Origin of the sequence: Janthinobacterium sp. Mn2066, from assembly GCF_049319705.1 — a bacterium.
In the GTDB taxonomy this organism is placed as follows: domain Bacteria; phylum Pseudomonadota; class Gammaproteobacteria; order Burkholderiales; family Burkholderiaceae_D; genus Janthinobacterium.
Genome location: NZ_JBMOUF010000009.1, coordinates 229,473 through 244,074, shown reverse-complemented (window position 1 = coordinate 244,074; position 14,602 = coordinate 229,473). Strand labels below are relative to the sequence as shown.

Below are 14,602 nucleotides of genomic sequence, written 5' to 3'. Positions count from 1 at the left end.
GGCACAAGTTGCTATCCTGCCTGAAAAACGCCATGCGCGTGATGATGCAATCGTGCAATGCCTTCGCGGCTTCTGGCGTCAGGGTGACAGGAAAGCTTGCACCGCCTTCACGGTTTCGGCAGGCGCCTCTTCCATCAGCCAGTGGCCGGCGCCGGGAATGATCACTTCCGTGACATCGCTTGCGGCGTTGCGCATCTGAATCGCCTGGCTGGCCCCAAAGGATTTCTCCGCCCCCACGGCCAGCACGGGCATCGCCAGCTTGGTCTTCATCCATTGCGCATTGTCTTCCGTATCCTTGCGCACCGACTGGAATTGGGCGAAAGCAGCCTGCATGGCGCCCGGACGGGCGTACAGCTTCGCATAGTGCGCGCGCGTGCCTTCATCGATCTTGCGGGGATCGCCAGCAAAATCATTCCAGAAACGGTCCAGGTAGATGCGTTCGCGGCCATGCACCAGGCGCAGCGCATCCTTACCGCCGAAATCAAAATGCCACAGCACGGGCAGGCGCACGATGTCATTCCAGGGCGGGATGCCGGGCACGGGACCATCGATCACCACCAGTTTCGTGGTCTTGCCGGGATAGCGGGCCGCATACGCATACGCGACCATGGTGCCGATGTCGTGGCCCACGATCTCGGCCTGGTCGACGCCCAGCTGGTCGAGGATGGCGCGGATATCGCCTGCCTGCGTCTTCTTGTCATAGCCGCCGGCTGGCTTGGACGACAGGCCCATGCCGCGCAGGTCCGGCACGATCACCCGATGGTCTTTCGCCAGTGCAACCGCCAGCGGCGTCCACATGTCGCCCGTATCGCCAAAGCCGTGGATCAGCACGACGGCCGGTCCGCTGCCGCCGACGCGCACATACAGCCTGGCGCCATCGGCGTTGACGATCTCGGTCTTGAAGCTGGCCGGATAAGGAATCGGCTGGGCCAGCGCCGGCATGCTGGCGCTCAGGGCGGCAGTGGCGATCAGGCTGGCGCACACGGCGCGCTTGAATCGGTTCAACATACGCAGGCCCGCCCGTGCAGAGGGCGACGATGTGTTTTGCTGCAGGTGCATGGTGAATTCCCAAGGATAGGTTTCAGTGAGATCCGGTCTTGCATGAAGTCCCGGTGCAATGTGAACCCGTCACTCTACGTCTACCCTGGCGGCTGATAAAGACCGCTTCCCGCATTACTGGTATTACACGATGTAATCAATTTCCCCTGAAGGTTCCACGTGAAACCTTCCGCGAAATTCATGCCTGTGCCACGGGCAAGCCCGACGCCTGCCAGCCATCAAAACCGCTGTCGAGCCGGCGCGCGGTCAAGCCATGCTGGCGCAGGGCCGCCACCGCCTGCACGGACAAGACGCAATAGGGACCGCGGCAATACGCGGCGATATCCTGGTCTGGCGGCAGTTCGGCCAGGCGGCGCTGCAATTCGTCAGCCGGGATATTGATCGCGCCAGGCACATGGCCGGCGGCAAATTCATCTGCGGGACGCACGTCGAGCACGGTGATGCTGGCTTCGCGTATGCGTTCGAGCAGCTCGTCGCGGGCGATCGCTTCCACATGATCGCCCCGCTTCAAGGCCTCGATTTCGCCCTGCTGATGCTGGGCATACAGGCTCAAGGCATTGAGCAAGGGCACGATGGGACCGCTGCCCAGGCGGTACAGCACGCGCTTGCCGTCGCGCCGCGCCTGTACAAAACCCGCCTTGCGCAGCTGCTGCAAATGCTGCGAAGCATTCGCCACGGACAGGCTTGATAATTCCACCAATTGCTCCACCGCATATTCTCCCTGGCGGAGATGGTCGAGCAGCAGCAGGCGCGGGGGACTGCCCAGGATACGGGCAAAGTCGGCAGGGGTGGTCAGCAATTCGGTATCGGCATTCTTCATTGACACAATGCTAGCACCCCTATAACATTCAAGCAATCTCTTGAATGTTATAGGTGGATCACACATGCAAACTGGATGGCAACTGACAGCCGATGCGCTGGCAATCGGTATCGGCGCAACCATCGTGATGGATCTGTGGGCGGCGGCGTTAAAACGTTTCTGGTGCCTGCCTTCGCTGAACTATGCAATGGTGGGCCGCTGGCTGGGTCACCTGCCGCATGGCACTTTCACCCATGCATCGATCGCCCAGGCCGCACCGGTGCGCGATGAAGCCGTGCTGGGCTGGACGGCCCATTACGCCATCGGCGTGCTGTTTGCGGCGATCCTGCTGGCGCTGGTCGGCAATGGCTGGGCGGAGCAGCCCAGCCTGGTCCCGGCGCTGCTGATGGGCGTGCTCAGCGTGGCGGCGCCGTTTTTGATCCTGCAGCCCGGCATGGGCGCCGGCATCGCCGCCAGCAAGACGCCCCATCCGGGCGCCGCCCGCCTGCGCAGCCTGATGTCGCACGCCGCCTTCGGCATCGGCCTGTACCTGGCGGCAACGCTGTGGGCGACCGTGCGCTAGGGTCAATTAGCTGGTCAAAGGTGGCACGGGAGGAGCTGGCACAGGCTCCGGCGCAACGGCCGAGGTGGCAGGCACGGTACTGAGCACCATGGTGCTGGGCTTGGAAATCGGCATGTCCGCCGCGCGCAGACGCTTGAGCAGCTCGAACAGCAGGCTGCTGCGGATGCCGTAGCTCAAGCGCGGCGAGGCGGCGTAGCCGGTCGCGTTGAAGGTCAGATAGCTATTGTCGATGCCGTCCAGCTGCACGCTGGGCGCCGGCGTATCGAGTATGTCGGGGTGATCGACAAAGGTCGCCAGGATCAGCGCGCGCGCCGCTTCCGCATCGGTAGACAGCGGCAAGGGCAGCTTGATTTGCACCAGGCCCAGCGGGCTGGCCAGCGTCACGTTACGCACCGTTTTCGTGATGAATTCCGAGTTCGGCACGATCACCGTGGAACGGTCGCCCATCTGGATTTCCGTGGCGCGCACATTGATGCGGCGGATATCGCCTTCCACGCCGCCCAGCGAAACCCAGTCGCCCACTTTCACGGGCCGCTCGGCCAGCAGAATCAAGCCCGAGACAAAGTTTTGCACCACCGCCTGCAAGCCAAAACCGATCCCCACCGACAAGGCCGACGCCACCCATGCGATGCGTTCCAGGCCGATGCCGGCCGCCGACAGGGCCAGCGCCACGGCCGTCACGCCACCGGCATAACCGAACAGGGTCAAAAAGGACACTTGCATGCCCGCATCGAGGCTGGTGGTCGGCAAATAACTGTTTTGCAGCCAGCGCTTGAACAGGCCGATGCCGACATACGCCAGCACCAGCACCAGCAGCGCCTGGATCACGGCGGCAGGACGGATCGCCACTTCGCCGATGGCCAGGCCATCCTGCAGCTTGCCCACGCGATGGAACAGTTCGCCCGGTCCTTCGCCAAATGGCGCCAGCAACAGCATCAGCGCCAGCAGCACGGTGATGGCGCGGCCTATGCCCGACAACAACACTGCCGCCTGGTCGCGCGCCTTGGGCGTGGCCAGCACGGGATGCTCGGCGTCCGGCGGTGGCGGAGTGGACGCCAGCAACATGCAGATATCGTCGATCAGCACCGTCAGCAGATAGGTACTGCAAACCACCACGATGACCCAGGCGATTTGCTTGGCGACAAAGCTGCCGAACGCCACATAACCGACCAGCAGGCTGATCAGGCTAGCTGCCAGGGTCAGCCACAACAGCAGCACCACGCCGCGCAGCCACAACGGCGTGACGGGTGCAGCGGGGTCGGCCGCCTGCACGCGGCGCCAGCAGCGCTCGGCGCGCAGCAAGCCGAACGCCACCGTCAGGCCCAGCAGCAGGGCCACGATGCAATTGACGGCCACCGCCGTCGACAGCCCGGCATTGATGACGATGGTGATGCGTTCCGTGGCCCAGACGATCACCACCACGAAGGCAAACACGCCCGGATAGCGGCGCATGCGCAGCGCCAGCGCATCGGACAGCGGCAACAGGCGCCACGAAGCGCGCTTGGCGGACAGCAGCGCGTGGCCCAGCCCAGCCGTGAAACCGGCAAAACAGATAATGCCGATCAGGCTGCTCAAGAAGGCGTTCGTCTTGTCGGACAGGTTGTCATCCCAGCGCAAGCCCAGCGCCAGCAATTCGGCGATCAGGCCTGGCGTGGCCAGTGCCAGTAAAATCACGGCCAGCGCATGCAGCGAGCGGCGCAGGCGGCCATGCGGCACGCGGGTGGCCGTCACCACCAGCAGATAACGCGAAGTCCACAGGCTGGCAGCGATCACCAGCGCCATGCCGGCCAGGATGCCGCCCCAGGCGGACAGCGGCGTCTGGCGTGCCGCATCGCTCAATTCCTTGCCCAGGGTTTGCAAACGCTGCAAATTCTGCGGCAATTCCCCGTGCAGCTGTTTCCAGAAAGAACCGGCCAGTATCGACGCCGTGCGCTCGCCCAGGCGCGCCTGCAATTGCGCGCGGCGCACGGTCGATACTTGCTCCGATGCCTGCGTGGCCTCGACCGACAGCAGCCGCGCCAGTTTCACCTGCGCATCGAGTGCGCTGCTGGCCTTGTCCAGCTGGCTGCGCTGCGCCGCCACGTCGGGCGCATCCTTGGTGCCCGCCGCCGGCGTGCCCAGCTCGGCCAGGCGCGCCTTCACGCTGGCCAGGTCGGGCGCCAGCGAGGCGGCCAGCTTATCGGCCTCGGCGCTGGCCGCCAGTGCATCGGCCTTCATTTGCGACAGGGCCGCATCGGGCACGTCGGCATCGCCATCGAGGGTTTTCTGGATCGTCGTAATCTGCTTGCGCAAGACATCGAGACTCTGGTCGGCCGAGGCGGCGTCATCCGTCGGCTGCGCCCAGCCAGGCGGGGCCGCCAAGGCCAGCAGCAGCGACAACATCAGGGGCAGCAGCGCGCCGCGCCAGAGGCAGCGCGCACCAGGGGAGTGGGAAGGGGGGGTACGGAAAGAAATCATGCAGTTCTATCGCCAGATCAATAAGCGAGAGACTAGCGCACTCCTGTCTCACACGATAGAGATTTTCGTGCGGCAATCTTTCCAGACTCTCTAGTCCCTAGTCTTCAACTGGCGCCAGCATGCGCGCCATGGCCGTGCGGGCCTGGGCGATCAGTGCAGCATAATGCTCGGCAGCATCGACACCTTCTTCCGGTCCGATGGTGTTGTAGATAAATTCGATCTCGGCATCCTTGACGCCGCCATAGCCGGCAATCGAACCATTGAGCAAATGGCGCATATTGTCAGGATTGCCCCAGCCTTCGAATTCTTGCTGCCCACCACCGACCAGGGTGATCCAGCGCAATTTTGAAAACGGCAAGGTACGCCCGGCGCCATACGTCAGGCCATAGTTCCAGACGCGGTCCAGATATCCCTTGAGCATGGCCGGCATGCCGTACCACCACAGGGGAAACACGACGATGCCGAAATCCGAACCCTGCAGCGCAGCGGCCAGTTCCATCACTTCCCCGCTGTAGCGCTTGTCAGGGTTGCTCCAATCCGGCTCGTCCTCGACACCCAGCACGGGATTGAAGCCGTGACGGTACAGGTCGAGTTCCTGCACCTCCACATCACGGTGCTGCAACTCTTGCTTGATGCCGGCCACCACTTGAGCAGTGAGCGAATCGGCGCGCGGATGGGTCCAGATCAGGTAGGCGCGGGACTTTTTTTTCGGGCTATCTTGGGTGGATGACATAGTGCTTTCCTTTCAATGCAATCACGGAGAAGCTGCAGAATAGCGCTTGAGGATTGTATTGATAAGACCGATAATTTGTTTTCATACATGAATGATACTCAACAATGAAACCCAGCCTCGCCGACCTGGCCACCTTTGTCTCCATCGCCCGGCACCGCAGTTTCAAGCAGGCCAGCGTCGAGCTGGGCGTCTCGCCCTCGGCCGTCAGCCATGCCTTGTGCCAGCTGGAATCGCGGCTGGGGCTCAAGCTGGTCAACCGCACCACGCGCAGCGTCTCGCTGACGGAAGCGGGCAGACAATTGCATGCGCAGCTGGACACGGTGATCAGCCAGATCGACCACGCCGTGGAATCGGTGCAGCCGTTTCGCGACCAGGCCGTGGGCACCTTGCGCATCAGTGCCGCACGCCAGGGTGCGCGCCTGGCGCTGGCGCCGCTGGTGGCTGAATTCCTGCGGCTGCACCCGTGCATGCGGATTGAAATCCACGCCGAAGACCGCCTGGCCAACCTGGTGGAAGACAGTTTTGACGCCGGCGTGCGCCTGGGAGAGTTCGTGTCCGACAGCATGGTGGCCGTGCCGCTGTCGGGCAAGGTCCGCTTTGCCGTGGCCGGTGCGCCAGCGTACTTCCGCGACCATGCACCGCCCCGGCATCCGCACGACTTGCTGGAACACGACTGTGTGGCCTACCGCTTTCCCACCCAGGAACGGCCGTATGCCTGGGAGTTCGAGCAAGACGGGCAAGCACTGGAAATCGGCGTCAATGCACGCTTTTCCGTGGACGACATGGACGTGCTGCATGACGTGGTGCTGCACGGCGGCGGCCTGGCTTATCTGTACCATGAGCAAATCCGCGAACATGTGGCCGACGGCCGCCTGGCGCTGGTGCTGGAAGACTGGCTACCATCAAAATCGGGCTTCTTCCTGTATTACCCCCGCATCCGCAACCCATCGTTCGGCTTCCGCGCCTTCCTGGATTTTTTACGCGACAAGCAGAATCGTTCTGCCTCGCTACCGCAGCCAGCCTGAAGCTTCAGCTTATAATTCCTGCATCTTCTTACCTGCACGGGCCATGCTGATGTCCATCAGAAAACTACTAAGTTGCTTCACGCTGTGCGTTGCGGCGGCAACGGCCTTGCCCGCATGGTCCGCGCAGGCGGCCAATGCGCGCGAAGTCACCACAGCGATAGACGCGGCGTCGATAGAACATGCGTTTTCCCCCGATGATGGCGCCGAAGCATTGGTATTGAAGGTGATCAACACTTCCGTTTCCAGCATCCGCCTGGCCGCCTATTCGTTCAATTCGCCCGCCATCGTGGCCGCCTTGCTCGATGCAAAAAAACGCGGTGTGGATATCAAGGTGCTGGTCGATGCCAAGCGCAACCAGCGCAGCAACAGCATGGCCGCGCTCAATTCGCTGGTGCAAGCCGGCATCCCCGTCAGGACCATCGCCGTGTACGCCATGCACCACGATAAATACATCGTTGCCGATCAGCGTACAGTGCAAAATGGCAGCTTCAATTACAGCAGGGACGCAGCCACCTCGAATAGCGAAAATGTGATCGTGCTATGGAACCAGCCGACGCTGGCGGCATCGTTTCTGCAACACTGGGAAGACCGCTGGGGCAAGGGCGTCAATTATGCCTCCCGCTGAAATCGAGCCCATGATTATGTCTGACAAGCAACGCGCTATCTGCCAACGCTTTGAAACGGAATACCTGCCGCCCGAGCCGGAACAGAAGGTCGGCATCGCCCTCGCTACGCTGGATAAACTGCCGCTGTATGCGACCCGGATACCGCCGGAAAACGGCACCTGCGGCTGGTATATCTACGGCGGCGATTACTCGGCCGATTCCGATTTTTATCAGTCCTTGCACACGGCGCACCTGCAAGAAGTTTGCCCCAGCATCCTGCCCTACCTGGCCTTGCCGCCAGGATGGTGCGTGATCCTGGCGCCGGATTATGAAGATGTCTGGTTTGACGAGCAGTTCTTGAACGGTCCGCGGGAAGGCTGATCGGCCCGCTGAACTCAGGCCGCGCTTTTAGGCGGCTGCACCGCCAATACGGCGCCGGCCCGCATGCCCATCGGCCGCAGCAGCTTGTCTACCGTATCGAGCGTGGGACTGGAGACGCCGCGCTCGATATCTTGCAAGGTACGTGCGGAAACACCGCAGATCTTTGCATATTCGGGTATCGTGAAACGCAAGGTCTTGTGGATATCGCGTATCACCTGGGGAATCGGCAACTCTGGCGTAGCCGCCAGCCGCTCCATCAACTCGCGACGCAACTGGTTTTGCTCTGAGGCAGTCAAAGTGGCATAACGTTTGTCCATCAGAGCTTCCTTAACTGCTGCAAATTATTCTCAATCGTCAGGCGTACTAGGGACCTCGCCAAACTGGCTCAACCCACAAACGGAAGCAACGCTTTCCTGTGCATAGGCTTGACCTTGCCATATCACGCCAAGCGCTATCGATAAAAACTTGTAGTGTGCATTCTGTAGCCATAAACACAGTTCAATATCACATTTAAGATAAGTAAAGCGTACATTTATGATGGTTTAATGTGTATTTAAGGGCGCTATCCTGATCGTATTTAAATTTAATCAAGCTCTGCCAGTATCAAGCCACACGATAAGCGTCCCTTATCGCTGCTTAAACAAATGCAGATAAGCACGGCTGACGAGCAACTCCTCAGACCGCCGCTTGAGCTTGATCAAGGTGCGGCCACGGAAATCGCGCTTGGTGCCCGCCACATACTTGACCGCCACCACCGTGCCACGATGGACTTGCCAGAATTGCCGGGCATCGAGTCCATCAATTAATTCCGCTAGCGGCGTGCGGATCAGCGACACGCCGTCTTCCGTAAATACCGATACATATTTGTCGGTGGCTTCAAAGTAAATTACTTCATCGAGAGCAATCATGCGCGTTTCATTGCCGTGCGCCGCCAGTATCCAGTCCAGCGCGGGCGTCGCCGCGGGCGCGGGTAGTGCAGCGGCTAGCCTGGCCAGCAGATCGGCAGCGGGCGGTGCAACCTCGCTGCCCGCCAGTTGCCGCTTGAGCCTTTCCACGGCACGGGCAAGACGTTCGCGCGTTGGCGGCTTGAGCAGGTAATCGAGCGCTTCACGCTCAAACGCATCGACCGCATACTGGTCATGCGCGGTGACGAACACCACGCGCGGCGCAGCGGTCAACGTTTGCAGGCGTTGTGCCACTTCCAGCCCGCTCAAGCCCGGCATGCGGATATCGAGAAAAGCGATAGCAGGCGACAATTCGTCTATCAGCCGCAAAGCCTCAATCCCATTGCTGGCCACGCCAACGATATTCAGCTCTGGCCACAGTACCGCCAGTTCATCCTTGAGAAAATCGACGAGCACGGCTTCGTCGTCGGCGATCAGTGCAGTCACCATATTGCTACACGCTTTCAGCAAGGGGATGTGGATAAAGTGGAATAAACAAGCTCACGCTGACACCGCCCGCCGCATTCGTGGTGATGTTCAGCTTGCCATCCTTGCCGTACAAGGCCAGCATCCGTTCGCGCAGATTAGACAAGCCCACGCCACCGCCCAGCTTGCCCGATATGCTCGCACGGAAACCCACACCCGTATCGCTGATCAGGATATGCAAGTACCCCGGTTCAATGTTCGCCGTCAGCACGATTTCCCCGCCGTCAATTTTCGGCTCCAGGCCATGACTGATTGCATTCTCCACGATAGGTTGCAGCAGCATCGGTGGCAAAGGCAGGCTGGTAACCTCATCCATTAAAGCGATGCGATAGCGCAGGCGCTCACCCATGCGCAGCTTCATCAATTCCAGATAGGCAGTGATGGCGTCGATTTCCCTTTGCAAGGGTGCGTTGCTATCGCGGCTGGCCGCCAGGGTGACGCGCAGGTAATCGATCAGGCGTTCCAGCAACAAACGCGCACGCTCCGGTGCAGGCTGGATCAGGCCCACGGCATTGGCCAGGGTGTTATACAAAAAATGCGGCTCTATCTGCGCCTGCAACATGCGCAGTTGCGCTTCCAGCGCGCGGCCATTGGCTTCCAGCGTCCGCCGCTGCTCAGCCGCCAGATGTTCCCTGGCCAGCAGTTCGCGCTCACGCATCCAGTACAGAAACAGCAGTACTACCGAGATCAGCACCGACACAATCGCGAAGCTTAAAATAATTCCTGGCGTAAAGATGACGTGACGCAAGGCAGCCGGATTAAGCAGCAAGATGCCGATAAAGTAACCGCTAAACACGCCGACCGTAGGCAAGGCCACGTGATAAGCGGCACGTGGCCAACCGCGCATGGTATTTAACCATGGTGCTAGCACCATATTGCCGAGCGCATACAGGCCGTGAATGCTGTAGGCAATCGCTGTCGCAATCACGAAATCATTCCACAGTTGCGGAAGTAGCCGGTGGCGCGGCAAGTTATAGGCATACAAACCAAAAAACAGCAGGCAAAAGCCCATGCCCAAGACCAGGGTATAGATCAAATCACGCAGCAGTCCCCGCTGCCAGCGGCGAAAAAAAGGAATCAGTTCAAGCGGATGGTCGCTGGCCACGGTAGAACTTGGTTTCATGATGAATAATCAATTATGCGGCAGGTCGGCAAGCGAAACAAGGCGTGCATGGTCAACTCAGGCCGCCAAAAAATTACCGTGAAAACACAGCGGCGCCGCATAGGGCAAACGCGCCCGCGCCACCGGGCCTTGCGACAATTGCTCGCCATCAAATACAGCCAGCACGGTTTGTTTCTGACGCACATGGTAAGCCACGCCAACCAGCCACTGGCCCTGAGCCGAGGCTTTGGGCAGCGGTATATGCTCTTCCACGATCCAGTCAGAACCATATTCATAGCGGTCTACCCGGCCACTGTCGACATCGATACTCGCCACGCCGCTCATGCCGAACTCTTGCGTGCTGTGGCTGGTGGTCACAAACAGCTGACGGTAGCGGCTACCGACGTCTGCGCTGGCGACGCGGGGAAATTCGGTTCCGCGCAACAGTATTTCGCTGCCTACCATGCCCCGCTTCAAGTCCAGCGTGAGCAGCACGCTGTCCGCGCGCGATGCGTGTCCATACTCGCCGCGCATCACGCCCTTCAAGGACAGCAGAGTGCTATTGTCGGCTGCCATGCAGGCATCCAGGCGCAATATATCGCCCTCGTCCCAGCCATTGCCTAAATGGAAGACCATACCGGCAGGCATTTCCAGGATGCGTTGCAGGGTGAAATCGTTGCGATTGACCACCACTGCGCGCAGCGGCCGCTGACTATTCCACACATGCATGTCCAGATAACTGCCAGGCGGCTCGCTTCGCATGTCAAAGGGCGGCACCAGGAACACCATATAGCGCGCCGTGACGACGAAATCATGCACCATGGCCAGTTGCGGCACCTGGATCATGCCGAACTTGCCCAGGCTGCCATCGGCATCGATACGCCATAAGGCCAGCTTGTTGGCGCCGGGCACCACGCCGAAATTCCACAACACGCCATCGGGCGTGATTTTTGGATGGGCAGAAAAGGGCAGGGCGGCAAGATCATCGCGCCAGGTGCGGATACCGCGCGTGGCCAGGCTGGCTGGATCCATCTCCGTTGCCGAGCCGGCTTCCCACAACGCATACAGCTTGCCTGCATGCGGCACGGCATTGGTATTGGCGGTATTGACCGTATCGTTGTTGCGCACCGGCCGGCGCATGATGTCGGTAGCAAAGGCGGGATACAGAAACTGGCCGGCAGCCGACTCTTCCACATATTTTTGCGTACGTACAAAACTCGCTGCGTGCCGGACCTGGCCGGCATCGATGGACCAGGCGTGAAGCATGCCATCGCCATCGAACCAGTGCTGATAACGCTCGCCGCCAAGCTCGAACCGTGCCGGACCATTGCGATAAAACGTGCCTTTGATTTCTGTCGGCCAGCGCCCTGTGATGCTGGCCGTGCCACTCAGACTATCAGTCGCACACCCCTGCAATGCCGCCAGGCGCGGCTGGCCGGACAGCTTCTTCCAATAGCTATCCCTGGTGACGTCGGCATATGCCCATCCCGGCAAAGCCAGCATTGCACCACCCACAGCTGCTCCACGCAGAAAATCACGTCGTTGCATGGCAGGCCCCCGTCAGCGCAGATTGACCGTGGCCGTGGCACCGGCTTCAGGCACATGCAAAAGCGACTGCTTGAAGCTCGGTGGTCCATAGTTGCCGGACGCATCGTTGCTGAATCCATAAGGCTCGACAGGCATGCCGATCAGGTTCGTGTCGAGCTTGCCATTGGCGTTTTCATCGTGGAAAACGCTGAGTGCATAGTCGCCAGGCGGCAAGCCGGCGATCAACAGCGTCACTTTGCCTGGCTGCGCATCGGCAGTTGCCGTGCGCATGGGCTGCTTCAGGAAGTCTTCGGCACGGTTATACACGGCAACGAATACCTTGCCCTTGGCCTGCTTCAGGCCAGCGACTTCGACATTCAGGTCGGCGGCCTGGGCCAGGTTACTGATGGCCAGCGCGGCGGCAAATACAGATAGCAGTTTCACGGCAACTCCTCTCGGTGATGGCATCGCACATTGCGATAAACACATCTTGCCGCGCAAACCAGGGCGGTGCTTGGGCTTGAGACGAAACAACTTCCAGACGGCGCGAATCGCCTGTGGCGTTCGTGAATTGATCATTCGAACCGCTGTCCGCCAAAAGAACGGATAATGGCGGCTAACTCATTTTTGGCACTATTTTGGATTACTCTCATGGAAATTAAGGTCAACTTCCTCGATAAGCTTCGTCTTGAAGCCAAGTTCGATGATTTCACGGTCATCGCCGATCAGCCCATCCGCTACAAGGGCGATGGTTCGGCGCCGGGTCCCTTCGATTACTTTCTGGCGTCATCGGCCTTGTGCGCGGCTTATTTTGTGAAGTTATATTGCGAAACACGCAATATTCCGACCGAACATATCCGTTTGTCGCAAAACAATATCGTCGATCCGGAAAACCGCTACCAGCAAATCTTCAAGATCCAGGTCGAGTTGCCAGCCGATATCTCGGCCAAGGACCGCCAGGGCATCCTGCGCTCGATCGACCGTTGCACGGTGAAAAAAGTGGTGCAGACGGGCCCCGAGTTCGTGATCGAAGAAGTGGACAACCTGGACGCCGATGCGCAAGCCTTGCTGACCCTGAATGCTGCGCCTGGCGCCAGCACTTTTATCGCTGGCAAAGACCTGCCGCTGGAACAAACCATCGCCAATATGTCGGGCCTGCTGGCTGGCCTGGGCATCAAGATCGAAATCGCTTCGTGGCGCAACATCATCCCCAACGTCTGGTCGCTGCATATCCGCGATGCGCACTCGCCGATGTGCTTTACCAATGGCAAGGGCTCGACCAAGGAAAGCGCGCTGGCGTCGGCCCTGGGCGAGTATATCGAGCGCATCAGCAACAACCATTTTTATGCCGGTGCGTACTGGGGTGAAGACATCGCCAACGCCGAGTTCGTGCATTACCCGAACGAACGCTGGTTCAAGCCTGGCCGCAAGGATGCACTGCCGAAAGAGATACTCGATGACTACTGCCTGGACATCTACAACCCCGATGGCGAGCTGCGTGCTTCGCACCTGATCGACACCAATTCCGGCAATACAGAACGTGGCATCTGCTCGCTGCCGTATGTGCGCCAGTCCGATGGCGCGACCGTGTATTTCCCATCGAACCTGATCGAAAACCTGTACGTCAGCAATGGCATGAGCGCCGGCAATACGCTGGCCGAAGCGCAGGTGCAATGTCTGTCGGAAATTTTCGAACGGGCAGTGAAACGCGAAATCCTCGAAGGCGAAATCGCCTTGCCCGACGTACCGCAGGAAGTACTGGCGAAATACCCAGGCATCCTGGCCGGTATCGCCGGACTGGAAGAGCAGGGCTTCCCCGTGCTGGTCAAAGATGCCTCGCTGGGCGGCATTTACCCCGTGATGTGCGTCACCCTGATGAACCCGCGCACGGGCGGCGTATTCGCCTCGTTCGGCGCGCACCCAAGTTTCGAAGTGGCGCTGGAACGCAGCCTGACGGAATTGCTGCAAGGCCGCAGCTTCGAAGGCTTGAACGACTTGCCGCAACCCACCTTTGCCAGCGAAGCCGTCACCGAACCGAATAACTTCGTCGAACACTTCATCGATTCGAGCGGCATCGTCTCGTGGCGCTTCTTCAGTGCCAGGGCGGACTACGATTTTGTCGAATGGGATTTTTCCGGCCAGGGAGAAAACTCGAATGCCGAAGAAGCCGCCACCCTGTTCGGCATCCTCGCCGACATGGGCAAGGAAGTCTACACGGCCGTATACGACCAGCTGGGCGCGACCGCCTGCCGCATCCTGGTGCCCGGTTATTCGGAAGTGTATCCCGTCGAAGATTTGATCTGGGACAACACCAACAAAGCCTTGCTGTTCCGCTCCGACATCTTGAACTTGCACCGCCTGGACAATGCCAGCCTGGAAGCCTTGCTCGACCGCCTGGAAAATAGCGAGCTGGACGAATACGGCGACATCGCCACCCTGATCGGCATCGAATTTGATGAAAATACGGAATGGGGCCAGCTCACCGTGCTGGAACTGAAACTGCTGATCCAGCTGGCCTTGCAGCAATTCGAAGAAGCGCATGAGCTGGTCGGCGCCTTCCTGCAATACAACGACAACACGGTCGAGCGCCGCCTGTTCTATCAAGCCATGAACGTGGTGCTGGAAGTGCTGCTCGACGACGAACTGGAACTGGACGACTACATCGTCAACTTCCGCCGCATGTATGGCGATGCGCGCATGGACGCCGTGACAGGCTCCGTCGATGGCAGCGTGCGCTTCTTCGGCCTGACGCCCACCAGCATGACACTGGAAGGCCTGGAACGCCACCAACGCCTGCTCGACAGCTACAAGAAATTGCATGCGGCGCGGGCGAGGGCGGCGGCTAAAGCCAGCTAGGCTGACGGGCTAGCGCCGGATCGGCAATGAGGGAGTTCCCCCGGC

Annotated in this window: 14 protein-coding genes; 5 read left to right on the top strand and 9 right to left on the bottom strand. The window is 60.1% G+C overall.

Features of this window, described 5'->3' with window-relative positions; genetic code table 11:
* Positions 1–78: 78 nt before the first annotated feature.
* Together ACL9RI_RS19245 and ACL9RI_RS19240 are read right to left on the bottom strand one after the other, a co-directional pair.
* The gene (locus tag ACL9RI_RS19245) at positions 79–1,008 is read right to left on the bottom strand and encodes an alpha/beta fold hydrolase (protein ID WP_422728132.1); all 930 of its coding nucleotides are present in this window, start codon (positions 1,006–1,008) and stop codon (positions 79–81) included.
* A gap of 229 nt (positions 1,009–1,237) precedes the next feature.
* The gene (locus ACL9RI_RS19240) at positions 1,238–1,879 is read right to left on the bottom strand and encodes an ArsR/SmtB family transcription factor (protein ID WP_422728101.1); all 642 of its coding nucleotides are present in this window, start codon (positions 1,877–1,879) and stop codon (positions 1,238–1,240) included.
* Positions 1,880–1,943: 64 nt separating this feature from the next.
* Between ACL9RI_RS19240 and ACL9RI_RS19235 the strand changes: the two genes are divergently transcribed.
* Complete coding sequence (locus tag ACL9RI_RS19235; protein ID WP_422728100.1) at positions 1,944–2,441, top strand: DUF2938 domain-containing protein; 498 nt, start codon at positions 1,944–1,946, stop codon at positions 2,439–2,441.
* A 6-nt stretch (positions 2,442–2,447) separates the two neighbouring features.
* Here the strand turns inward: ACL9RI_RS19235 and ACL9RI_RS19230 are convergent, their stop codons facing one another.
* Both ACL9RI_RS19230 and ACL9RI_RS19225 read right to left on the bottom strand, forming a co-directional pair.
* Positions 2,448–4,898 carry a DUF3772 domain-containing protein gene (locus tag ACL9RI_RS19230; RefSeq protein ID WP_422728099.1) on the bottom strand — a complete coding sequence of 817 codons (2,451 nt, stop codon included), beginning with the start codon at positions 4,896–4,898 and terminating at the stop codon, positions 2,448–2,450.
* A gap of 97 nt (positions 4,899–4,995) precedes the next feature.
* Positions 4,996–5,631, bottom strand: a complete 636-nt coding sequence (locus tag ACL9RI_RS19225; RefSeq protein ID WP_422728098.1) for an NAD(P)H oxidoreductase — start codon at positions 5,629–5,631, stop codon at positions 4,996–4,998.
* Between the two features lie 104 nt (positions 5,632–5,735).
* On the opposite strand from ACL9RI_RS19225, the gene ACL9RI_RS19220 reads away from it, so the two are divergent.
* From ACL9RI_RS19220 to ACL9RI_RS19210, 3 genes are all read left to right on the top strand, one after another.
* The gene (locus ACL9RI_RS19220) at positions 5,736–6,656 is read left to right on the top strand and encodes a LysR substrate-binding domain-containing protein (RefSeq protein ID WP_422728097.1); all 921 of its coding nucleotides are present in this window, start codon (positions 5,736–5,738) and stop codon (positions 6,654–6,656) included.
* 106 nt (positions 6,657–6,762) lie between these two features.
* Positions 6,763–7,281 (top strand): phospholipase D family protein, encoded by a 519-nt coding sequence (locus ACL9RI_RS19215; RefSeq protein ID WP_422728096.1) that lies wholly within the window; start codon positions 6,763–6,765, stop codon positions 7,279–7,281.
* 16 nt (positions 7,282–7,297) lie between these two features.
* Positions 7,298–7,642, top strand: a complete 345-nt coding sequence (locus tag ACL9RI_RS19210; protein WP_422728095.1) for an immunity protein Imm33 domain-containing protein — start codon at positions 7,298–7,300, stop codon at positions 7,640–7,642.
* A 14-nt stretch (positions 7,643–7,656) separates the two neighbouring features.
* Here ACL9RI_RS19210 and ACL9RI_RS19205 read toward each other — a convergent pair whose 3' ends face one another.
* The 5 genes from ACL9RI_RS19205 to ACL9RI_RS19185 all read right to left on the bottom strand — a co-directional run bounded on the left by ACL9RI_RS19205 (position 7,657) and on the right by ACL9RI_RS19185 (position 12,145).
* Positions 7,657–7,959: a helix-turn-helix domain-containing protein gene (locus ACL9RI_RS19205; RefSeq protein WP_422728094.1), complete on the bottom strand. Its 303-nt coding sequence runs from the start codon at positions 7,957–7,959 to the stop codon at positions 7,657–7,659.
* A gap of 309 nt (positions 7,960–8,268) precedes the next feature.
* Positions 8,269–9,036 carry a LytR/AlgR family response regulator transcription factor gene (locus ACL9RI_RS19200; protein ID WP_422728093.1) on the bottom strand — a complete coding sequence of 256 codons (768 nt, stop codon included), beginning with the start codon at positions 9,034–9,036 and terminating at the stop codon, positions 8,269–8,271.
* A 4-nt stretch (positions 9,037–9,040) separates the two neighbouring features.
* Entirely contained in the window at positions 9,041–10,195 is a 1,155-nt protein-coding gene (locus ACL9RI_RS19195; protein ID WP_422728092.1) for a sensor histidine kinase, read from the bottom strand.
* Between the two features lie 57 nt (positions 10,196–10,252).
* A complete protein-coding gene (locus ACL9RI_RS19190) occupies positions 10,253–11,722 on the bottom strand; it encodes a carotenoid oxygenase family protein (protein ID WP_422728091.1) in 1,470 nt (489 codons plus the stop codon).
* Positions 11,723–11,734: 12 nt separating this feature from the next.
* A complete protein-coding gene (locus ACL9RI_RS19185) occupies positions 11,735–12,145 on the bottom strand; it encodes a DUF2141 domain-containing protein (protein WP_422728090.1) in 411 nt (136 codons plus the stop codon).
* 207 nt (positions 12,146–12,352) lie between these two features.
* Between ACL9RI_RS19185 and ACL9RI_RS19180 the strand changes: the two genes are divergently transcribed.
* Entirely contained in the window at positions 12,353–14,557 is a 2,205-nt protein-coding gene (locus ACL9RI_RS19180) for an OsmC domain/YcaO domain-containing protein (RefSeq protein ID WP_422728089.1), read from the top strand.
* The last annotated feature ends 45 nt before the right edge of the window (positions 14,558–14,602 follow it).

Bases quoted from the DNA above. Each gene is read 5' to 3' on its own strand.
- ACL9RI_RS19245 (WP_422728132.1), bottom strand. From the start codon at position 1,008: ATGTTGAACCGATTCAAGCGCGCCGTGTGCGCCAGCCTGATCGCCACT.
- ACL9RI_RS19240 (WP_422728101.1), bottom strand. From the start codon at position 1,879: ATGAAGAATGCCGATACCGAATTGCTGACCACCCCTGCCGACTTTGCC.
- ACL9RI_RS19235 (WP_422728100.1), top strand. From the start codon at position 1,944: ATGCAAACTGGATGGCAACTGACAGCCGATGCGCTGGCAATCGGTATC.
- ACL9RI_RS19230 (WP_422728099.1), bottom strand. From the start codon at position 4,898: ATGATTTCTTTCCGTACCCCCCCTTCCCACTCCCCTGGTGCGCGCTGC.
- ACL9RI_RS19225 (WP_422728098.1), bottom strand. From the start codon at position 5,631: ATGTCATCCACCCAAGATAGCCCGAAAAAAAAGTCCCGCGCCTACCTG.
- ACL9RI_RS19220 (WP_422728097.1), top strand. From the start codon at position 5,736: ATGAAACCCAGCCTCGCCGACCTGGCCACCTTTGTCTCCATCGCCCGG.
- ACL9RI_RS19210 (WP_422728095.1), top strand. From the start codon at position 7,298: ATGTCTGACAAGCAACGCGCTATCTGCCAACGCTTTGAAACGGAATAC.
- ACL9RI_RS19205 (WP_422728094.1), bottom strand. From the start codon at position 7,959: ATGGACAAACGTTATGCCACTTTGACTGCCTCAGAGCAAAACCAGTTG.
- ACL9RI_RS19200 (WP_422728093.1), bottom strand. From the start codon at position 9,036: ATGGTGACTGCACTGATCGCCGACGACGAAGCCGTGCTCGTCGATTTT.
- ACL9RI_RS19195 (WP_422728092.1), bottom strand. From the start codon at position 10,195: ATGAAACCAAGTTCTACCGTGGCCAGCGACCATCCGCTTGAACTGATT.
- ACL9RI_RS19190 (WP_422728091.1), bottom strand. From the start codon at position 11,722: ATGCAACGACGTGATTTTCTGCGTGGAGCAGCTGTGGGTGGTGCAATG.
- ACL9RI_RS19180 (WP_422728089.1), top strand. From the start codon at position 12,353: ATGGAAATTAAGGTCAACTTCCTCGATAAGCTTCGTCTTGAAGCCAAG.